The organism is Streptococcus gordonii, from assembly GCF_001553855.1.
Classification (GTDB): domain Bacteria; phylum Bacillota; class Bacilli; order Lactobacillales; family Streptococcaceae; genus Streptococcus; species Streptococcus gordonii.
In genome coordinates, this window is the sequence record NZ_LQWV01000012.1 from 132,373 (window position 1) to 153,712 (window position 21,340).

General features: G+C 45.2%; 21 protein-coding genes. 18 read left to right on the top strand and 3 right to left on the bottom strand.

Going from position 1 to position 21,340, the window contains the following annotated elements:
• Positions 1-9: 9 nt before the first annotated feature.
• The 18 genes from AWH02_RS03665 to AWH02_RS03750 all read left to right on the top strand — a co-directional run bounded on the left by AWH02_RS03665 (position 10) and on the right by AWH02_RS03750 (position 18,732).
• On the top strand, positions 10-1,548 hold the full coding sequence (locus AWH02_RS03665) for a sodium:solute symporter family protein (RefSeq protein WP_060553236.1): 1,539 nt from the start codon (positions 10-12) through the stop codon (positions 1,546-1,548).
• Positions 1,548-2,000, top strand: coding sequence for a NanQ anomerase/TabA/YiaL family protein (locus AWH02_RS03670; RefSeq protein ID WP_060553235.1), 453 nt, complete (start codon positions 1,548-1,550; stop codon positions 1,998-2,000). The genes AWH02_RS03665 and AWH02_RS03670 overlap by 1 nt, the downstream gene beginning before the upstream one ends.
• 169 nt (positions 2,001-2,169) lie before the next feature.
• Positions 2,170-3,012 (top strand): MurR/RpiR family transcriptional regulator, encoded by an 843-nt coding sequence (locus tag AWH02_RS03675; RefSeq protein ID WP_060553234.1) that lies wholly within the window; start codon positions 2,170-2,172, stop codon positions 3,010-3,012.
• Positions 3,009-3,935, top strand: coding sequence for an ROK family protein (locus tag AWH02_RS03680; RefSeq protein ID WP_060553233.1), 927 nt, complete (start codon positions 3,009-3,011; stop codon positions 3,933-3,935). Before AWH02_RS03675 ends, AWH02_RS03680 begins: the two co-directional genes overlap by 4 nt.
• A 118-nt stretch (positions 3,936-4,053) precedes the next feature.
• A complete protein-coding gene (locus AWH02_RS03685; protein ID WP_060553232.1) occupies positions 4,054-4,377 on the top strand; it encodes a hypothetical protein in 324 nt (107 codons plus the stop codon).
• Positions 4,367-6,322 (top strand): V-type ATP synthase subunit I, encoded by a 1,956-nt coding sequence (locus AWH02_RS03690; RefSeq protein WP_060553231.1) that lies wholly within the window; start codon positions 4,367-4,369, stop codon positions 6,320-6,322. The genes AWH02_RS03685 and AWH02_RS03690 overlap by 11 nt, the downstream gene beginning before the upstream one ends.
• 132 nt (positions 6,323-6,454) lie before the next feature.
• Positions 6,455-6,934 carry a V-type ATP synthase subunit K gene (locus tag AWH02_RS03695; protein WP_002898768.1) on the top strand — a complete coding sequence of 160 codons (480 nt, stop codon included), beginning with the start codon at positions 6,455-6,457 and terminating at the stop codon, positions 6,932-6,934.
• 10 nt (positions 6,935-6,944) lie between these two features.
• Positions 6,945-7,535: a V-type ATP synthase subunit E family protein gene (locus tag AWH02_RS03700; protein ID WP_060553230.1), complete on the top strand. Its 591-nt coding sequence runs from the start codon at positions 6,945-6,947 to the stop codon at positions 7,533-7,535.
• A 10-nt stretch (positions 7,536-7,545) separates the two neighbouring features.
• On the top strand, positions 7,546-8,559 hold the full coding sequence (locus tag AWH02_RS03705) for a V-type ATPase subunit (RefSeq protein ID WP_060553229.1): 1,014 nt from the start codon (positions 7,546-7,548) through the stop codon (positions 8,557-8,559).
• On the top strand, positions 8,546-8,866 hold the full coding sequence (locus tag AWH02_RS03710) for a V-type ATP synthase subunit F (protein WP_002898763.1): 321 nt from the start codon (positions 8,546-8,548) through the stop codon (positions 8,864-8,866). Before AWH02_RS03705 ends, AWH02_RS03710 begins: the two co-directional genes overlap by 14 nt.
• A 7-nt stretch (positions 8,867-8,873) precedes the next feature.
• On the top strand, positions 8,874-9,569 hold the full coding sequence (locus tag AWH02_RS03715) for a GNAT family N-acetyltransferase (RefSeq protein ID WP_060553228.1): 696 nt from the start codon (positions 8,874-8,876) through the stop codon (positions 9,567-9,569).
• A gap of 163 nt (positions 9,570-9,732) precedes the next feature.
• Positions 9,733-11,523, top strand: a complete 1,791-nt coding sequence (locus AWH02_RS03720; protein ID WP_060553316.1) for a V-type ATP synthase subunit A — start codon at positions 9,733-9,735, stop codon at positions 11,521-11,523.
• Positions 11,510-12,904: a V-type ATP synthase subunit B gene (locus AWH02_RS03725; protein WP_002902006.1), complete on the top strand. Its 1,395-nt coding sequence runs from the start codon at positions 11,510-11,512 to the stop codon at positions 12,902-12,904. Before AWH02_RS03720 ends, AWH02_RS03725 begins: the two co-directional genes overlap by 14 nt.
• The gene (locus tag AWH02_RS03730; RefSeq protein ID WP_060553227.1) at positions 12,901-13,524 is read left to right on the top strand and encodes a V-type ATP synthase subunit D; all 624 of its coding nucleotides are present in this window, start codon (positions 12,901-12,903) and stop codon (positions 13,522-13,524) included. Before AWH02_RS03725 ends, AWH02_RS03730 begins: the two co-directional genes overlap by 4 nt.
• Positions 13,525-13,996: 472 nt before the next feature.
• Positions 13,997-15,136 carry a LysM peptidoglycan-binding domain-containing protein gene (locus tag AWH02_RS03735; protein ID WP_060553226.1) on the top strand — a complete coding sequence of 380 codons (1,140 nt, stop codon included), beginning with the start codon at positions 13,997-13,999 and terminating at the stop codon, positions 15,134-15,136.
• 116 nt (positions 15,137-15,252) lie between these two features.
• On the top strand, positions 15,253-16,737 hold the full coding sequence (gene thrC / locus AWH02_RS03740; protein ID WP_060553225.1) for a threonine synthase: 1,485 nt from the start codon (positions 15,253-15,255) through the stop codon (positions 16,735-16,737).
• 106 nt (positions 16,738-16,843) lie between these two features.
• Positions 16,844-18,112, top strand: a complete 1,269-nt coding sequence (locus AWH02_RS03745) for an MATE family efflux transporter (RefSeq protein WP_060553224.1) — start codon at positions 16,844-16,846, stop codon at positions 18,110-18,112.
• A gap of 5 nt (positions 18,113-18,117) precedes the next feature.
• Complete coding sequence (locus AWH02_RS03750) at positions 18,118-18,732, top strand: HAD-IA family hydrolase (protein WP_060553223.1); 615 nt, start codon at positions 18,118-18,120, stop codon at positions 18,730-18,732.
• 47 nt (positions 18,733-18,779) lie between these two features.
• On the opposite strand, the gene AWH02_RS03755 is transcribed toward AWH02_RS03750, so the two are convergent.
• From AWH02_RS03755 to AWH02_RS03765, 3 genes are all read right to left on the bottom strand, one after another.
• Entirely contained in the window at positions 18,780-19,256 is a 477-nt protein-coding gene (locus AWH02_RS03755; RefSeq protein WP_060553222.1) for a YcxB family protein, read from the bottom strand.
• A 315-nt stretch (positions 19,257-19,571) separates the two neighbouring features.
• Positions 19,572-20,321, bottom strand: coding sequence for an ABC transporter permease (locus tag AWH02_RS03760; protein ID WP_060553221.1), 750 nt, complete (start codon positions 20,319-20,321; stop codon positions 19,572-19,574).
• Positions 20,314-21,138 carry an ABC transporter ATP-binding protein gene (locus AWH02_RS03765; protein WP_060553220.1) on the bottom strand — a complete coding sequence of 275 codons (825 nt, stop codon included), beginning with the start codon at positions 21,136-21,138 and terminating at the stop codon, positions 20,314-20,316. Before AWH02_RS03765 ends, AWH02_RS03760 begins: the two co-directional genes overlap by 8 nt.
• Between the last annotated feature and the right edge of the window lie 202 nt (positions 21,139-21,340).

The window sequence follows — 21,340 nt, forward strand, 5'->3', positions numbered from 1 at the left end:
AGAAATTCTATGGGAAATGTTGGTTTTACCACAATCGATATGATTATTCTGATTGTGTATTTACTAGTTGTTCTGGTAGCTGGTTTGCTGTTCTCGAAAAAGGAGATGCAGGGTAAAGAGTTCTTTAAAGGTGATGGAACGGTGCCTTGGTATGTAACATCTGTTTCCATTTTTGCTACATTGCTAAGTCCGATTTCCTTTATGACACTGGCAGGGAACTCTTATGCAGGGACTTGGCTGCTCTGGTTTGCCCAGTTGGGTATGATTTTTGCCATTCCAGTGGCTATTCGTTTCTTCTTGCCGATTTATGCACGTCTGGATATTGATACAGCCTATGACTACCTGCAAAAACGTTTTGGTTCTAAGGCCTTGCGGGCTTTGTCAGCTGTCTTCTTCATCATCTATCAAATCGGCCGCATGTCCATCATTATGTATCTACCTTCAGTGGCTCTGGCTACTCTGACGAAGATTGATGTCAATATCTTGATTATCGCGATGGGTGCGATTGCCATTGTTTACTCCTATACTGGCGGGGTCAAGTCAGTTCTGTGGACAGACTTTATCCAAGGTTCAGTACTCTTGATTGGTACAGTTGTAGGGCTTTTCTTCCTGATTGCTAATCTAAAGGGTGGCTTTGGCGATATTGCTAGTGAGCTGGCCAGTGGTAAATTTATCTCAGGAAAAGAAACTATTTTCAATCCTAACTTGCTGAAAGATTCTGTTTTCCTAATTATCTTGGGCTCTGGTATCAATACTTTGTCCTCTTATGTATCTTCGCAAGATATCGTTCAGCGCTTTACGACAACTCAGAATGTAAAGAAACTCAATAAAATGATGTTTACGAATGGAGTTTTGTCAATCTTTATCGCTTCTGTCTTTTATCTGATTGGTACAGGTTTATACGTCTATTATCAAGTACAGCATCCAGGCAGTGAGGGCAGCTCTATTCCTCAAGACCAGATCTTCACGTACTTTATCGCCTATGGTCTTCCAGTTGGAGTGACCGGTGTTCTGATTGCGGCAATTTATGCAGCAGCTCAGTCTACTATTTCTACAGGTCTTAATTCTGTAGCGACTTCTTGGACTCTGGATATTCAAGATGTTGTGTCCAGCAATCTGGATGACAAGAAACGGACTAAGATCGCTCAATATGTTTCTCTAGGTGTAGGAGTCTTCTCCACAGTAGTTTCAATCGTGATGGCTCATACTGGTATCTCTTCAGCCTATGTCTGGTTCAATGGCTTTATGGGCTTGGTGCTGGGTGTCTTGGGAGGAATCTTTATTCTGGGAATCTTTACTAAACGTGCTAACCTCAAGGGAGCTTATGCGGCTATGATCGCTTCCAGTATTGTCCTGCTAGTCATTAAGTACGCTCTGCCAGCAGAAGCGGTGAGTATCTGGGCTTATTCATTGATTTCAATTGTTGTTTCTTTGGTTGTAGGCTATGTGGTTTCCGTCTTAACTGGAGGCAAGGCTGCGCCAGAGAATACAACAGTTTACGATATTGCAAGCATTCATGCAGATAAATCTTGGGAGGTACGGCACTAATGGAACTAGTTCAATATAAAGAAGCAGCTGTTGAGAGAGACATTCAGCATCCTGCCTTAAAAAAAGTCTTAGAATTTTTACAGACACATGATGTCAGCCAAGATAAAAAGGGCAACCACCCTGTGTCTGATGATTTCTTTTACAATGTCATTGAAATGACGACTACGACCGACGATGAACGGGTATGGGAAAGTCATAGGGAATTTTACGATGTGCATCTGATTTTTGAAGGAAGAGAGCGCATCCACTATAACTTTTTGTCCAATATGAAAGAAGGGGATTATGATGCAGAAGGAGACTGGCAGCAGATGTCCGGCCAAGCTTTGTTTGACCTGATATTTACTCCTGGCAGTCTGCTCTTGCTGGATCCTAATGACGCCCATAAGACTGGACTGATAGCTGAAGAAGCAGGCCCCATCCGTAAGGTTGTCTTTAAAGTGAAAATTGTATAAAAGGCTGCGGGCGGGATGAGAAAGACGTATTGTTCTTAACATACTGCCCCAGCTTTTTTAGTCAGTTTTGAACTTTATTTTTTGCTGGAGAATTCTAGCAAGGAAGAATTGGAATTACTTTTGAGAAAGTGGTAGAATAAAGAAAATAGTTGCAGGAGGAAGATGTCTGATGGTTTCTTTGGAAAAAAACATTTTGCCAGTGATTGAGTCTGTATACGGCAGTTTGACACACCTGGAAAAGAAGATTGCAGACTATTTTCTGTCTGCTGAGGCGCTGACAGCTGATCTATCGGCTCAGGCTGTGTCTCAGAAGCTCTATGTCTCTGTGCCTTCTCTGACTCGCTTCGCCAAAAAATGTGGATTTTCAGGCTATCGGCAGTTTATCTTTGAATTTCAGGAATCCAGTTCAGAAAGTAAAAATGTCAGTCGGGATTTGACGAGAAATGTCTTGTCTGATTATGGCGAATTGCTCAATAAGACTTTTTCCTTGATTGATGAAGAACAGTTCCTGCGCGTGGGGGATATGCTCAACAATGCTGGGCGAGTCTATATCTACGGGCAGGGGAGTTCAGGTTTGGTAGCTCGGGAAATGGAGTTTCGCTTCATGCGGTTAGGAATGGTTTGTAAGGCCATTACGGACGACCACATGATTCGGATGAATAGGGTTATGCTGGATCCAGACTGTCTGGTTATTGGCATTTCCATATCTGGCGAGACTAAAATTATCACGCAGGCTATTCAGAATGCCAAAAAAGTCGGAGCCAAGACTGTTCTGGTAACTTCCAATAACAGCGACGACTTGAGGCAGCAGTGTGATGAACTGGTCCTAGTAGCTGTCAAGAAGCATTTAGCACAAGGTAATAATATTTCTCCTCAGTTTCCGGTTTTAGTCGTGATGGATATTTTATATGCCTATTATATGGATTTAGACCGAGATCATCGCAGCCAAATCTTTACAAATACACTTTCAGCTTTAGAAGAAAATCAAGAAGATAAGGAGCATGAATCGTGAATATTGTGGGAATAGATATCGGTGGGACAACCATTAAAGCAGATCTCTATCAGTCTGATGGACGTAGTCTAAATCAATTTCGAGAAGTTGCTACTGAGATCGATTTTGAAAAGAAAACGAATCAGATTTTAGAACAGGTTTGCCAGCTAATAGCATTCTATAAGGAGAAGTTTGAGCTAGATGGAGTAGCGATTTCATCTGCTGGTGTAGTTGACAGTCAGGCTGGGAAAATCAGTTACGCAGGCTATACCATTCCAGGCTATATTGGAACGGATTTCCGTAGTCGGATTTTAAAAGAATTTGATTTGCCGATTGCGATTGAAAATGACGTTAATTGTGCTACTCTTGGTGAGGCTTGGCTAGGTGCTGCCAAAGGTCATGCTTCTGTAGTTATGATTACTGTCGGTACAGGCATTGGTGGTGGCGTTATCTATGATGGAAAGATTGTCAATGGTTCCACCTATACCGCTGGTGAGGTAGGCTATCTGCCCATGGAAGATGGAGAGGACTGGCAGTCCTTGGCATCAACAACTGCCTTGTTAGCATTATACAGCCAAAAGACAGGCGAGCAAGGCCATACTGGGCGTAGTTTTTTTGCGGCGGTAGATCAAGGAGATAAGCTGGCGCAGGAAACACTTGATATATTCTTGGGTCGTCTAGCTAAAGGTCTCTTAACGCTATCCTATATTCTAAATCCAGAGGTGTTGATTGTCGGCGGTGGCATATTAGCCCGGTCAGAGCTTATTCTGCCACGTCTTGAAAGTCTGATGAAGCAACAAGTAGTAGATCCACGTTTTTTGCCTAGAGAGTTGGTGGCAGCAGCTCTAGGGAATGAAGCCGGACGATTAGGTGCTGTTCGACATTTTCTGAATCAGGAGAGTACTCTGGTTGAAAAAGATGTTTTCAGAAAGAATGTGTTATAATTTATGCAAGTACGAAGCTGTATTCCAAAAGATGAGTTTACCAGATGCGGGATAGTCAGCTAGGAATGCAGATTTTAAAATCCGTTTTCGAGTTTTTTGAAAACGAGGGGGTGAATAGATGGCCAATGAAACACTTGAAAAAATGCAGGAAATTGAGACTGCTGCAGAAGAAGTTTTGATGGGCTACAGGAAGCAGGCTCAGGAGCTGCGGCAGCAGGTAGATGAAAATCTCAGACGACTGGGTCTAACCTATGACGATGAAACGCAGAAGCTGGCAGAGGAATTAACAGCGAGTTCCCAGCAAAAGTTGGTGCTCCTGCAGCAAGACTTGGAGCAGACAACCCAGCAAAATGAGGACAAGGTTGCGGCTGCGCTGACGGATAAAAAAGCAGACTTGGCGCGAGCCATTGTAGAGAAGGTGGTAGAAGCCTATGGCCATTAGTCAAATGCGGCAACTGTCTCTGCTCCTGCCCAAGGAACTGCTAGACCAGCTTCTCTTTTACCTACAGGGTTTAGAGTCGGTTCAGATTCATGATTTGCGGCAGGAAGAGGATTGGCAGGCAGCCTTTGAGCAGGCTTTAGTCGGTCGGCCGGATCAAGAGCTATCTCGGCAGGATTTGCTCAGTCGTCAGGAAAAACTGGAGAGGCTAATTGCAGAGCTGGAGCCTTTTATGCCCAAAAAGAAACTGCTGGAAGCCTTAAAAGAAGAGCCTTTGGAGCTGTCCTTTGCTGCTTTGGAGCAGGCAGGGAAGTCTCGCGATGAGGGGGCGTTGCTGGAAGGAATCAGTAAGCAACTCAAGGTCTTGCAAGAGGCCAAAGATCAGATAGAAGCTGACCGCTTGGAAGTGGCTGTGCTGGAGAAATGGGAGCCACTGGAACTAACACCGCAAGCAGCAGCGACTTTCAGCCATTTGGGAGCTTTGATTGGGACGATTCCCAATACCGATGACGACGCTCTACGTCTGACTCTGGGAGCACATCCTGACCTGAAGTTTCAGGAAGTCTTTACCGATGATACGGAGCATGGGGTTCTTATTTTTTACAAGGCAGGCTCTCTGGAAGAAGTTCGCAAAGTATTGAAAGAGTATGGCTTTAAGCCTTTTGAGTACGATCACGTGGAACTGCCTGCTGAGCGAATAGCCCAGCTAAAAGCCAATATTCGACAGCAGAAGGCAGTGGCAGATGCTATGACCAAGAGTCTGGCAGCTTCCAAGAATGAGTTGGACCAGCTCAAGGTTCAGCTGGACTATCTCTGCAATCTCTCCTCTCGCCAAGAAAGTAAGAACCAGTTAGCCAGTACGCAAAACCTGGCAGCCTTGGAAGGCTGGATTGAAAGCAATCAAGTGCAAGCTCTTGAGGCTTGCTTGACAGAGCAGTTTGGCCAGAGCATTCTCATTCAGGTCAGAGAGATTCGAGAGGACGAGGAAGATAAGGTTCCGACAAAGCTTAAAAACAATGCATTGGTGGAGCCCTTCGAGCTAGTGACGGAGATGTATTCCCTGCCTAAGTATGGTGACAAGGATCCAACCCCTGTCGTTTCGCTCTTTTACTTTGTATTCTTTGGCATGATGGTCGCTGACATCGGCTACGGCCTTTTACTCTTTGTAGGCACCAGTCTGGCGCTGCACTTCTTGCATGTTAAGCCGGGACTGGCTAAGAATCTACGATTCTTCCGCCTGCTGGGTGTGGCAGTCATCATTTGGGGACTGGTTTATGGTTCTTTCTTTGGCTTTGAACTGCCCTTCGCTCTGATTAGCACCAGCTCCGACGCCATGACGATTCTGGTTATTTCGGTTGTCTTTGGTTTTGTTACGGTGCTGGCGGGCCTCTTCCTCAGCGGTCTGAAAAATATCCGCCTCAAGGATTATGCAGAAGCTTATAATGCAGGCTTTGCTTGGGTGCTGATTTTGCTGGGGCTGCTACTCTTGGCCCTGGGAAATTTCTTCCCATCCTTGGCCTTTGCAGCAACGATTGGTCAGTGGTTGGCCATCATCAATGCTCTGGGTATACTGGCAGTGTCTATTGTCAGTGCTAAAAGCTTGGCAGGATTGGGGTCAGGTCTCTTTAATCTCTACAATGTCAGTGGCTATGTAGGAGACCTGGTCAGCTTTACGCGGCTGATGGCTCTGGGACTTTCTGGGGCCAGCATTGGCTCGGCTTTTAACTTGATTGTCAGTCTCTTTCCACCTGTCGCTCGCTTTAGCATTGGTATTCTGCTCTTTATTGCCCTGCATTTGGTCAATATGTTTCTATCTTTTCTGTCCGGTTATGTGCACGGGGCACGTTTGATTTTCGTGGAATTCTTCGGGAAATTCTACGACGGTGGCGGCAAGCCTTTCACTCCGCTCAAGCCTAGTGAGAAATACGTTCAGCAAAGCAAGAAATAAAGATTAGAAACTATGATAAAAGATGAGAAACTCATCTTTTGAAATACACTTTCTACAACATCAAAACAAGCATTATTCATTCAACTAGCTGTTGATTTTACGACGGTTACAGCATTTTCATAGGAGTAAATCATGGAACATTTAGCATCATATTTTGGAACTTACGGTGGCGCCTTTTTTGCAGGTCTGGGAGTAGCTTTGGCGGTCTTTCTCAGCGGAATGGGCTCAGCTCTGGGTGTTGGAAGCACAGGTCAGGCAGCGGCAGCCCTCTTGAAAGAACAACCAGAAAAATTCGCTCAAGCTCTAATTCTTCAGCTTTTGCCAGGTACCCAAGGTCTCTACGGCTTTGTTATCGGGATTACCGTCTTCTTTAATATCAAGCCAGAATTGGCTCTGCAATCAGGTGTGGCTTATTTCCTAGCTGCTTTGCCAGTTGCGATTGTTGGTTACTTTTCAGCCAAGCATCAAGGACGAGTGGCGACAGCTGGTATTCAGATTTTGGCCAAGCGACCAGAAGAGGTCATGAAAGGGGTTATCTTAGCAGCCATGGTAGAAACCTACGCCATCTTGGCCTTCGTTGTTTCCTTCATCATGGTTCTGAATGTGAAGTAAGGAGGCTTTTATGTCTGACATATCAGATCTCAAAGCTTCTGTCTTGGAGCAGGCTCACGAAAAGGGGCGTCTGCTTTTGGCCGAGGCTACTGAGAAAATAGAACAGGAAGCCAAGGAACGTGAGGCCCAGCTGGTTCGGCAAAAGCTTGGACAGCGGGAGCAGCAGCTGAAAGAAATCAGCCGGTGCAGTCAGCGTGAAATTCAGCAGTTGGAAAATCAAAAGCGCCAGTCTACTCTGGTCATCAAGCAGCGGGTTCTCAGAGAGCTTTTTGAGGAGGCCTATGCTCAGATGGCGGCTTGGTCACCAGCTGAAGAGGAGCATTTTCTGAAGAGTGTCCTGGCTAAATACCCAGAGGAAGAATTGACACTGACTTTCGGTGCTCTATCAGCTGAGAAATTTAACTCCATCAAGTTAGAAGACTTGAAAAAGGTCTTTCCGCAAGTGCATTTTTCAGACCAGTTTATAGCCGATCAAGCAGGCTTTGTGCTGAGCCAAGGACGGGTGGATGATAGTTATCTCTATCGCGACTTGCTGAACTCTGTCTGGCAGGAGGAAAGCTACCGATTGGCTCAGGATATTTTCAAAGACCAGGCAGAATAGGAGGCGGACCATGAGTGAAACAAGCTTCTCTCAAGTCAATACAGCCATTAGCGTGCAGGAGGCTTCCTTTTTGACGCCCCAGCAATATGATCAGTTGCTACAGACTGACGATGCTGCCAGCCGTTCGGCTCTTCTGCAGGGAACGGTCTATGCCATGGATGCTGAAGCTATCAAGGATCTCAATTCCATTGAGCAAGTACTGATGAAGCATTTGTATTCCGTTTATAATTGGGCGCTTGAGATCAGTCCAAGTAAGGAGCTAGTGGAGATTTTCACGCTCCGCTATACCTACCACAATCTCAAGGTTTTTCTCAAGGGTCGGGCGACAGGTCAGTCCCTGGAGCATTTGCTGATGCCGGTGGGGACCTATTCGCTGGAGGTTTTAGAGCACCTAGTTATGGCCTTTTCGGCTGAGTATTGTCCAGATTTCATGCTAGACGAGGTGCTTGCGACCTGGCAGGAATACCAGGATTATCAGGATGTGCGCGTGCTGGAGATTGGCATGGACATGGCTTATTTCCAGCATCTCAAGCGCCTGACACAGGAATTGGAAGATGACCGTCTGTTGCAGCTGGTGAATCTGACTATTGATTTTTACAATGCCATCACTGTCAAGCGGGCTGTTGGCTTGGAGAAACCGCGCAGCTTTATGAGGCAGCTCCTGTCTGATGAAGGAAGCCTTTCTGCTGCCAACTGGATTGCCATGGCAGAGCAGGGGGATTTCTTGACCTGGTTTAGTCAGGTCAATCCCTGTGCTTACGATCTTGATCTGCGCTCCTATGAGGAAAAAATGCGGAACCAGACCTTGACGACAGTAGAGTTAGAATATCTAGCGGACCTCTTGCAGGCTAAGTTGCTGGCGGCTGGTCAGTTTGAGACAGATGGACCGCTTCCTCTCGCTCGCTATTTGCTAGGCAAGGAGCTGGAAGTCAAGAATCTGCGGCTGATTTTGACCGGTATGGACAATCAGCTGCCGGTAGAGCTTATCAGAGAAAGGATGCGACCGATTTATGGACAAGACTAGCTACAAGATTGCTGTCGTGGGGAATCGCGACACCATTCTCCCATTTAAGCTGATTGGTTTTCAGACCTTTCCAGTGAAGGAAGCTCAGGAGACGATTAATACTTTGCGTCGGCTAGCCCGTGAAGATTTCGGCATTATCTATCTGACGGAGGATATGGCTGCTGATATTCCAGAAACTCTGGCCTACTATGACCAGCTGGAGATTCCTGCTCTTGTGCTCATTCCTACCCATAAGGGGAGCACGGGACTGGCCCTTTCGCGGATTCATGAAAATGTCGAAAAGGCTGTCGGACAGGATATATTGTGAGGTTTTTATGCGAATGAATGAACTAGGCCAACCCATTGGGGATGCTCTGCCGGATTTTCAGCCGGGGGACTTGCCCAATCTGGAGCGAATCGAAGGCCAGTATGTTATTATCGAGCGTTTGTCCAAGGACAAGCATGGAGCGGATTTGTATGAAGTGTATGGCCCAGATTCTCCTGCGGATATGTGGACCTATCTCTTTCAAAATCCTGCCCAAAGTCAGGCAGAATGGTCCCAGAAGCTAGATCAGATGCTGGCGACACAGGATCGTTTCCACTATGCGATTGTGGACAAGGAGAGCGGTAAGACTTTAGGAACTTTTGCCTTGATGAGGATTGACCGAAATAACCGCGTTATCGAAGTGGGAGCGGTGACCTATTCGCCCAAGCTGAAGCGCACCAGACTGGCTACTGAAGCCCAGTACTTACTGGCACGCTATGTCTTTGAAGAGCTGGATTATCGCCGCTATGAATGGAAATGCGATGCCCTCAATCAGCCGTCAAGGAGGGCAGCAGAGCGGCTTGGTTTCACCTATGAAGGCAGGTTTCGTCAGGCTGTTGTATATAAGGGGCGCAACCGAGATACTGACTGGCTGTCCATGATTGACAAGGATTGGCCGGCCGTCAAGAGCCGTCTAGAAAAATGGCTAAGCCCAGATAATTTCGACGAAATGGGCCAGCAAATAAAAGCCTTATCTGATTTTTAAAATAAAAAGAAACAATCCTTGCCCTAGAGCTAGTTAAGAAGAAATTCAAACTCGTGGCAAGAATCAAAAAAACTCTTTGGAAATGAAATTCAAACTCTTGCTTAGTTTGAGCTTTGATTTTCATGGAGAAGGAACAAAAATCTCCCAAGAATGGAGGAAGATTGTGAGTCAAGGAAAGATTATCAAAGTTTCTGGTCCTCTGGTGCTGGCATCAGGGATGCAGGAAGCGAATATTCAGGATATCTGCCGGGTTGGCGATTTGGGGCTGATCGGTGAAATTATTGAAATGCGGCGGGACCAAGCCTCTATTCAGGTTTATGAGGAAACTTCTGGCTTGGGTCCGGGAGAGCCGGTCATCACGACTGGAAGTCCTCTGTCCGTTGAACTGGGACCAGGCCTGATTTCCCAGATGTTTGACGGAATTCAGCGGCCTTTGGAGCGTTTCCAGACCATCACGGCGAGCGACTTCCTCGTCCGCGGTGTCCAACTGCCAAATCTAGACCGGGAGGCTAAGTGGGATTTTGTTCCAAGTCTGTCTGTCGGAGATACAGTTGAGGCTGGAGATATTCTGGGAACGGTGCAGGAAACCAATCTGGTGGAGCACCGTATCATGGTGCCAGTCGGTGTCAGTGGACGTTTGGCCAATATCTCAGCTGGCAGTTTCACTGTTGAAGAGACTGTTTACGAGATTGAGCAGGCGGATGGGTCTATTTTTAAAGGGACTCTCATGCAAAAATGGCCGGTCCGTCGCGGGCGTCCTTTTGCTCAGAAGCTGATTCCAGTTGAGCCTTTGGTGACAGGTCAGCGGGTCATTGATACCTTCTTCCCAGTAACCAAGGGGGGAGCAGCTACCGTACCAGGACCTTTCGGGGCTGGTAAGACTGTCGTTCAGCACCAAGTAGCCAAGTTTGCCAATGTTGACATCGTTATCTATGTCGGCTGCGGTGAGCGTGGCAATGAGATGACCGACGTACTCAATGAATTTCCAGAACTGATTGACCCAGCAACTGGCCAGTCCATCATGCAGCGGACGGTGCTGATTGCCAATACCTCCAATATGCCAGTAGCGGCCCGGGAAGCGTCGATTTACACAGGGATTACGATCGCAGAATACTTCCGTGACATGGGTTATTCCGTGGCCATCATGGCGGACTCTACCTCTCGCTGGGCAGAAGCCCTGCGGGAAATGTCCGGCCGTCTGGAAGAAATGCCGGGTGACGAAGGCTATCCAGCCTATCTTGGCAGCCGGATTGCTGAGTATTACGAGCGGGCTGGTCGGGTCAAGACACTCGGTTCGACTGCGCGTGAAGGCTCTATTACTGCTATCGGGGCCGTATCACCTCCGGGTGGAGATATTTCTGAGCCGGTGACGCAAAATACCCTGCGGATTGTCAAGGTCTTCTGGGGCTTGGATGCCCAGCTGGCTCAACGCCGGCATTTCCCAGCTATCAACTGGCTGAGTTCTTACTCTCTCTATCTAGACGAAGTGGGAGCCTATATCGACCAGCATGAAAAGATTGCTTGGGCTGAGAAGGTAACCAAGGCCATGAATATCCTGCAAAAGGAAAGCGAACTACAGGAAATCGTGCGTTTGGTGGGCTTGGATTCCTTGTCTGAGAAGGACAGACTGACCATGAATGCAGCCAAGATGATTCGCGAGGACTACCTGCAGCAGAATGCCTTTGATGATGTGGACACCTATACTTCTTTCAAAAAGCAGGTGGCTTTATTGAGCAATATCCTGACTTTCGATGCGGAGGCCAATCGTGCCTTGGAGCTGGGGGCTTATTTCCGAGAAATCATGGAAGGAACGGTGGAGCTGCGTGACCGAATTGCCCGCAGCAAGTTTATCCATGAAGATCAGTTGGAAAAAATCCAGGCTCTCAGTCAGACTATCGAGGAAACCCTACACCAGATTCTTGCCCAAGGAGGACTAGACAATGAGCGTCATTAAAGAATACCGCACCGTCAGTGAAGTTGTCGGCCCTCTGATGATTGTCGACCAAGTCGCTGGCGTGCATTTCAATGAATTGGTAGAAATCCAGCTACATGACGGCAGCAAGCGCCAGGGCCAGGTTCTGGAAGTCCAAGAAGATAAGGCTATGGTCCAGCTTTTTGAAGGATCAAGTGGCATCAATTTGGAAAAAGCCAAGGTCCGCTTTACCGGCCGTCCGCTAGAGCTGCCAGTGTCAGAAGACATGGTGGGACGGATTTTCAATGGAATGGGCAAGCCAATTGATGGTGGCCCAGCTATCTTGCCAGAAAAATATCTGGATATTGATGGTCAAGCTATCAATCCAGTAGCTCGTGACTATCCGGACGAGTTTATCCAGACTGGTATCTCGGCCATCGACCACCTCAATACCTTGGTTCGGGGGCAAAAACTGCCAGTATTCTCTGGCTCTGGTCTGCCCCACAAGGAATTAGCTGCTCAAATCGCTCGTCAGGCGACCGTGCTCAACTCTGATGAAAACTTTGCCGTTGTCTTTGCGGCCATGGGGATTACCTTTGAAGAAGCCGAGTTCTTCATGAATGACCTCCGGGAGACAGGAGCCATTGACCGCTCAGTGCTCTTTATCAATCTGGCTAATGATCCAGCTATCGAGCGGATTGCTACGCCGCGGATTGCCCTGACAGCAGCCGAGTACTTAGCTTATGAAAAGGACATGCACGTTCTGGTCATCATGACCGACATGACCAACTACTGTGAAGCCCTGCGGGAAGTTTCCGCAGCTCGTCGTGAAGTGCCGGGCCGCCGTGGGTATCCGGGCTACCTCTATACTAACTTGTCTACCCTCTATGAGCGGGCTGGTCGTCTGGTCGGAAAGAAAGGCTCAGTGACGCAGATTCCTATCCTGTCCATGCCAGAGGATGATATTACCCATCCGATTCCAGACTTGACGGGTTATATTACGGAAGGTCAGATTATCCTTTCACGCGATCTTTATAACAGCGGCTATCGTCCGCCCATCAATGTCCTGCCCTCTCTGTCTCGTCTCAAGGACAAGGGTTCAGGTGAGGGCAAGACCAGAGGAGACCATGCTGCAACCATGAACCAGCTTTTTGCCGCCTATGCCCAAGGCAAGCAGGCCAAGGAGTTGGCTGTCGTTCTGGGAGAATCTGCCCTGTCCGAAACGGACAAGCTCTATGTGCGCTTTACTGACCGCTTCGAGCAGGAATACATCAATCAAGGTTTCCAGACCAACCGAACCATTGAGGAAAGCTTGGATCTGGGCTGGGAACTCCTGTCCATCTTACCAAGAACGGAGCTCAAGCGGATCAAGGACGATATGATTGACCAATACCTGCCGCAGACCAAGGAGGAAGAAAGATGACGCGACTCAATGTCAAGCCGACTCGGATGGAGCTGAATAACTTAAAAGCCCGTCTCAAAACGGCTGTCCGTGGGCATAAACTGCTCAAGGATAAGCGGGATGAGCTGATGCGGCGCTTCATTGAGTCTGTCCGTGAGAACAATCAGCTTCGCCAAAAGGTCGAATCCGATCTGGTCGGTCACCTGCAGGATTTTGTCATGGCCAAGGCACTGGAGAGTGACCTCATGGTCGAGGAGATCTTCGCTGTACCCACGCGGGAAGTCAATCTACATGTGGAGACTGAGAATATCATGAGTGTGCGCGTGCCCAAGATGCATGCTTCCATTGACAATCCCTACGGTGATGATGAGGGAGACGTGGTTTATAGCTATGTGGCGTCTAACAGCCAAATGGATGAAACCATTGAAAGTATGAGCGATCTGCTTCCGGACCTGCTGCGACTGGCAGAGATTGAGAAAAGCTGCCAGCTCATGGCGGATGAAATCGAGAAAACTCGCCGCCGGGTCAACGGACTAGAGTATGCTACCATCCCTGACCTCAAAGAAACCATCTACTACATCGAAATGAAGCTGGAAGAAGCCGAACGAGCCAGCCTCGTCCGAATGATGAAGGTGAAGTAAGATACCAAGACCGTTAAGAGCTCACAGCAAAAATAGGAAAATAGACGAAGAAGCGATAGCTTCTAGGAGATTTTATCTTTTTTGCCAAGAGCTTAGGTCGGGTTCAATTTAGCAAAATACTGATAAGAGATAGGAACTGGGCGATGGATTCGATGAATTCAAGCCCAGTTCTCTTTTTTCTGAGTTTTTAGGCTTATTTTATCCTTTCTTTGACTATGTGAAAATCTGAAATCAAAAGCTATTAATCATTTTTAATGCTTTGACATGCCAATGTATAATCGCCTTTTATAAGGAAGCGAAGCGGTCCTGTTTCCCATATATTTATTTCTAACTATTGAGAATCTGTTACAAACAAATCTCTATATTACAGAGGGCAGACAGTTCGATTAAATCGGATAAAAAGGGTTTATTCTTGGGGAAATTATGTTAAGATGGAGTTTGTAGTATGAATGAAGAAAGGTGTACTTTACATATGAAAATTAATAAAAAAATGCTATTCGCTTCAACAGTAGCTTTGTCGGTGTTCCCATTGATGACAGCCAATGCTGAAGAGGAATCACAAAATTGGACAGCTAGGACAGTTGATCAAATCAAAGCTGACATTACTAGTAGTGAAAATCAACAGACTTATACAGTCCAATATGGCGATACTCTTGGAACAATTGCGGAAGCATTTGACTTGGATGTAAATGTTTTGGCTCATATTAACGCGATTGCTAATATCGATCTAATCTATCCAAATACAGTTTTAAATATTACGACAAATGATAAAAACGAAATAACTGGTGTAGAAATTACAAGTCCACAAGCAACAAGAGCTGTAACAGGACCGGTTTCTGAGCCAGCTCCAGCAACTCCAGTTCAGCCTGAGCTAGCTACGTCAGAAACTACGGCTCCTTCAACTGAAGCAAATGCTGAAGTTCCAGCAGCCCCAGTGACTGATGCCCCAGTGGCTCCAGCCCCTGTAGAAGAACAAGCGTCATCTGAGGCTCCAGCAGTTCCTGCAGAAGCTCAATCAGCTCCAGAAGCTGCTTCAAGTCAAGTGGCAGCTGCTGCGGAAGTGAGTGAACCACAGTCTACTGAGCCTATCACGGAACCAGCTGCTCCGGCAACCCCAGCTCAGCCTGAGGCTACTCAACCAGAAGCTACAACTCCAGCGGCCGCCCCTCAATTGGACCAAGAGCAGGTTAACCAAGATGTTACTAATATTGAATCTCCAACCTACACTGCTCCAGCTGTAGCAACTCAAACAAGCAATAACGCTGCTAATGAAGGTTTGAGACCGCAAACTGCTGCTTTGAAAGAAGAAATCGCAGCTAAATATGGAATTACAGAATTCAGTCTCTATCGTCCAGGTGATAGCGGAGATCATGGTAAGGGCTTGGCCGCTGACTTTATCGTTGGCAACAATACTGAGTTAGGAAATCAGGTTGCAGCTGATGTTACTTCTAACATGACCGGAAGAGGAATCTCTTATGTTATCTGGCAACAGAAATTCTATGCACCATTTGATAGCATTTACGGTCCAGCTAATACTTGGAACCAAATGCCAGACCGTGGTAGTGTGACTGAAAATCACTACGACCACGTGCACGTATCTATGAATGAATAAATAAGACAATTAAAAGCCCAGAAATGGGCTTTTTCTTATATTCTTTGTGAAAAAGCGAGAATTTTCTGATAAATTTTGGTATAATAAAACGAACTACAGATAAAGGATGAGAGAGAATGACCTTAGTTTATCAATCAACACGCGATGAAAAGAATAAAGTAACAGCCAGCCAGGCGATTTTGCAAGGTTTGGCGACAGACGGAGGCCTTTTTACCCCCATTACCTATCCGCAGGTCGATTTGGATTTTGCCAAGCTCAAAGACGCTTCTTATCAGGAAGTAGCCAAGTTGGTTTTGTCTGCATTTTTGGATGATTTTACAGCTGAGGAATTGGACTACTGTATCAATAATGCCTACGACAGCAAGTTTGATGACGCGGCGATTGCTCCCTTGGTCAAGCTGGATGGTCAGTACAATCTAGAGCTTTTCCACGGAGCGACTATTGCCTTCAAGGACATGGCTTTATCTATCCTGCCTCACCTGATGACAACCGCAGCCAAAAAGCATGGCTTGGAAAACAAAATTGTCATTTTGACGGCAACTTCTGGTGACACAGGCAAGGCAGCTATGGCAGGCTTTGCGGACGTTCCAGGAACTGAAATTATTGTCTTTTATCCGAAAGACGGTGTCAGCAAGGTTCAAGAGCTGCAAATGACGACCCAGACAGGTGCCAATACGCATGTGGTGGCCATTGATGGGAACTTTGACGATGCCCAGACCAATGTCAAGCACATGTTCAATGACACAGACCTACGAGCTCGTCTCTTGGAGCACAAACTCCAGTTTTCATCAGCTAACTCTATGAATATCGGCCGTTTGGTGCCGCAGATTGTTTACTATGTCTATGCTTATGCTCAGCTAGTGAAGACAGGAGAAATCTCAGTAGGAGACAAGGTTAACTTTACAGTTCCGACAGGGAACTTTGGTAATATCCTAGCGGCCTACTACGCCAAGCAAATCGGTCTGCCAGTTGGCAAGCTGATCTGCGCATCAAATGAAAACAATGTCCTGACAGACTTCTTCAAGACTCAGGTTTATGACAAGAAACGGAGCTTCAAGGTGACGTCTAGTCCGTCCATGGATATTCTGGTTTCCTCTAACTTGGAGCGTTTGATTTTCCATCTGTCTGGTAACAGCGCAGAGAAAACAGCTGCCCTGATGGCGGCTCTGAATGAGCATGGACAGTATGAACTGACGGACTTTGACGCTGAGATTTTAGAGCTCTTTGCGGCTGATTATGCGACAGAGCAAGAAACAGCTACTGAAATCAAGCGGGTCTATCAAGCATCTGACTACATCGAAGACCCTCATACTGCCGTTGCATCTGCTGTCTATCAAAAATACTTGGCAGAGACAGGGGATCGGTGCAAGACTGTTATCGCGTCTACCGCTAGTCCTTATAAATTCCCAGTCGTGGCTGTTGAAGCAGTGACTGGCCAAACAGGACTTAGTGACTTCGAGGCTTTGGACCAACTGCACGAACTTTCTGGCGTAGCACTTCCACCAGCTGTGGATGGCTTAGAAACAGCACCGGTTCGCCACAAAACGACGGTTGCTGCAGACCAAATGCAGGCAGCGGTTGAGGATTACTTAGGATTATAAAGTTTGCTTAGAAAGCCTAAAATCAGCTAGATATCTGGCTGATTTTTTCTTGAGATGTCCTATGGAAAGGTGAAGTAGCTTATGCTTAAAAGGAAGAATTTTCTTTATGACAACTTATAAAAAAATCATGAATATCGCCCTGCCAGCTATGACGGAGAACTTTTTGCAAATGCTCATGGGTATGGTAGACAACTATCTGGTAGCCAGTCTTGGGCTAATTGCAATCTCTGGTGTCTCGGTGGCCAGCAATATTATTACTATTTATCAAGCAATTTTTATCGCTTTAGGGGCTGCTATTTCAAGTCTCATTTCCAAGACTCTGGCTCAGGGAGACAAGGAAAATCTAGCCTATCATACAGCTGAAGCTATCAAGCTGACCCTGCTTTTGAGCCTTCTGTTGGGGCTGATTTCTCTACTCTTTGGCAGGCAGATGCTGGATCTTCTGGGGACGGAAAAGGCAGTGGCTGAAGCTGGGGGTCTTTATCTAGCTCTGGTTGGTGGGACTATTGTCCTGTTGGGCTTGATGACTTCTTTTGGAGCTTTAGTGCGGGTCACGCGCAATCCTAGATTTCCCATGTATGTCAGTCTTCTGACCAATGTCCTCAATGCCCTCTTTTCCGGTCTGGGGATCTACGTCTTTCAGCTTGGTATTGTCGGTGTAGCACTGGGAACCGTGCTGGCTCGATTGGTCGGTGTAGTCATTCTTTGGCGAGAGCTGGATTTTTTCACGATTCGCTGGAGCTGGGGCTTAGATGGAGAGCTCTTGCGCCTGTCTCTGCCGGCTGCAGGAGAGCGTCTCATGATGCGGGCGGGTGACGTGGTGATTATTGCTATTGTAGTCGCCTTTGGCACGGAAGCAGTAGCGGGAAATGCTATCGGAGAAGTTCTGACTCAGTTTAACTATATGCCAATCTTCGGGGTCGCAACAGCAACAGTCATGTTGGTCGCCCATGCGATCGGTGAGGGAGATTTGCAAGCGGTCAGTCTGATTCGCAAGCGGACCTTCTGGCTATCTTTTGCTTGTATGCTACCCGTGGCTCTAGGGATTTTTGCTTTTGGTCGGCCGTTGACCTCGCTCTATACGAACAATAGCGGAGCTATCACAGCCAGTCTGTTAGTCATCCTCTTCTCCCTGCTGGGGACTCCCATGGCAGTGGGGACCGTGATTTACACAGCTCTCTGGCAGGGGCTGGGCAACGCTAGACTGCCCTTTTATGCTACGACTATTGGCATGTGGCTGATTCGCATCATATCAGGCTATTTGTTGGGTGTGACCTTTGGCTTGGGCCTTCCGGGGGTCTGGGCTGGGACACTCTTGGACAATGGCTTCCGCTGGCTATTTTTAAAAGTTTTATTTGACAGAAAAATGAGGTAAATCACATGACAAAAGCGTTTATTTGGGATTTGGACGGCACCTTGCTGGACTCCTACGATGCTATTTTAGCGGGGATTGAGGAAACCTATGCTCACTATGGTCTGGACTTCGACAGGGCGAGTATTCACAGCTATATCCTAAAGCACTCTGTCCAGAAGCTCTTGGAGGAAGTAGCATCTGAGAAGGGGCTGGACGCTGCCGATATGAATGCCTTCCGAGGAGCAAGCCTAAAGGAGAAAAATGCTCAAGTTCATCTGATGGAAGGAGCTGAGGAGATACTGGCCTGGGCTGAAGAGCGGGGCATTGCTCAGTTTGTCTATACTCACAAGGGACTCAATGCCCATCAAATCTTGGAAGACTTGGGTATTCATGACTATTTTACAGAAATCATCACAACAGCCAACGGTTTTGAGCGCAAGCCCCACCCAGAAGGTGTCGATTATCTGCTCGCGAAATATGGCCTGGATAAGCAGAAAACCTACTATATCGGTGATCGGACACTGGATGTGGATGTCGCAGTCAACAGTGGCATCCAGAGCATTAACTTCTGTGACTACCGACCAGAAATCAATCAGAAAATAGAAAAGTTATTGGATATCAAGCAACTATTTACAAGATAAAAAGCAGACTAAAACTGATCTACTGTCAGTCTAGCCTGCTTTTTATTTTACATATTTTCAATGTGAAGTTCTAACAAGAACTCAAGAGCCTCGGGAGTGCAGTTCTTTTTTTCAATTGCAAAACCAGTGTTCTCCCCTATCAAGATATAAAAATCTTGCTTTGTCATAATGACTTTGACAATATCATCATAGGTATAGTGAAATTCTCCACGTTTATTCTGAGCTACAAAAGACTCTCTGTCAAATATCAGAGTGACCTCCATGTTCTGAAATAAAGGATTTTTTTGATAAGCCCTTTTTATCTGATAATTCATGCCAAAATAGTACATAGAGGCGCAAATAGGGGGAGCCAATATGATAGAAATTATCTTTTTCTCTAACGGACTGAACATTACGTAGGTGAACAGTCCGATTATCAGTATGATTATGTATAATACAAATCCTTTTCGTCGCACGAGAATAGCCCAAGAAAATCTTTTATAAACTTCTTCAGTCATAAGAGTTGTAATACGGATTGGAAACATCTCTTACCTCCTAGTTTTTATTATTATAACACAGAGGATTGATAAGATGTAGGGAATGTTGCGATTGAACTAGATGAAGCAAGGGTCGTCGAATTTTCTTTTAGGGAAGACGAGTGATTCTTTCGGTTTTATTTAAAGATATTCTCAATTGTTTAGGCTTTTTATATTTATTATTAAGGCATAACTTTCATTATAAGGAGCAACACTTATAGATAATGAAAAAGAAAGTAATTTGGAGCAGTTTTGAATTGGTAAATATTATTGTAGTACACTATGCAACAAGATTAATGCTATCGTTCAATCATTTGTTACCCTCTATCTTTTTAGAAGTGTTAGTTTTGGAAATTTATTGATGGTTAGTTTTCGAAGTTTTGGTCTTTTTGTATTTTTGAGAGCCCAATAACTTAGCCCAAATAATCCAACAATCCATAAAAGAGATACGATTAAACTATCAAAATTTAATTTAAAATCAGCTTTATTAAAGAAGTCAACATAAATTCCCAAGAAGGTTGTATCCATAAAATTCTTAATTTCTGAACTAACTTGTGAAAACATTGGTAAGAATGATAAAGCTAACATGGGAATTAAACCATACACTTGCGCCTGTGTTTGTGTTTCTGATATAGAGCCAATAACTAAATTAAGAAGTATAGTACATAAGGCTACTAATGAAACTACAGCAAGATATACAGGGTAATCTGTTCCAAAATTAAATTCAACCATTATAGGGAAGGCAATAATTGCTGCTGATGCAAAAATTACAGGATAAAATAGAACAGAAATAAGATATTCTCCTCGGCGAACCCCACTTAAAACAAGAGTTTTAAAAATTCTTTTCTCTTTTTCTTCTGCAATCGAACTTGAAATCATTGAACCTGAAGAGAATGAGAAAGCCATTGTTAAACTACTATATAGCAATGTTTTCCCTTGAGTTCCATCAGTATTCATGAAATTTTGGAAAAGCAGTACTAGAAAGAACGGAAATATTACCTGAACTAAAGTGTTTTTGTTATTCAATAATACTTGTGTCCTCAACCAAATAAGGGCTAAAATTCGTTTAAGCATCTAATTTTTCTCCTGTCAATTTAATAAAAATATCTTCAAGTGTTGGCTCACATGAATGAATCATCATAATTTTTTGGTAGTTCTCTTCTTTCAAGGCCTCGAAGTTGATTATTTCTCTACTTGTATCGCTATAAGTAAGTTCAACTTTCTTTTCCGTGTTATATTTTTGGATGATATTTTTAGGACTTCCCTGCTCAACAAGATGACCTTTATTCAAAAGAGCCAAATCATCGCATAAAAGAGTTGCCTCATTCATATCATGAGTGGTTAAAAAGATTGTTGTTCCTTTTTCTTTCAATTCTTGTAATAGTTTATGAATTTTCTTTGATGTAGTAGGATCTAATCCACTCGTAGGCTCATCTAAAAATAATACCTTAGGATAGTTGATTAAAGCACGAGCTAAAAGCATTCGTTGACGCATGCCTGTAGAAAGTTTTTCAGCTGGAGTATCTTTGCTATCATACAGATCAACTTGTTTGAGAATTTCCTCAATTCGATTTGTTGAAGTATCATATAGTTTTGCGAAAAATAGCAAATTTTTGTACAAGCTCAATTTTTCATAGTAACCGCTTGTATCTCCCACTAAGCCTAACTCTTCAAAATCTGAAGGGAGCAATTCTTGAGAATCTTTCCCCAACAATTCTGTCTTTCCGCTATTAGCAGGTAGCTGTCCTATCAAGATATTGATCATTGTTGTTTTTCCTGAACCAGACGGACCTAGGAATCCAAAAATCTCTCCTTCATTTACTACAAAACTAATATTGTTTAAAGCAACTTTATCTCCAAAACTTTTAGTAACTCTCTCTACTTTAATCATCTTTCAGCCTCTTTCTACTTTACAAACTTTTTGTCCATAGAATAGTCAATTGTTTTCACTATATTCCACACCTACTTGCCAATTCGGTCTTTTTAAAATAAATTATTTCTAGCTTTACGCTTTCCTGAACTTATTTACAATAACAGTATAAACCTTAAAAAAGAAAAACAACAGGACATTTATGTCCTGTTGTTTCAGTTAT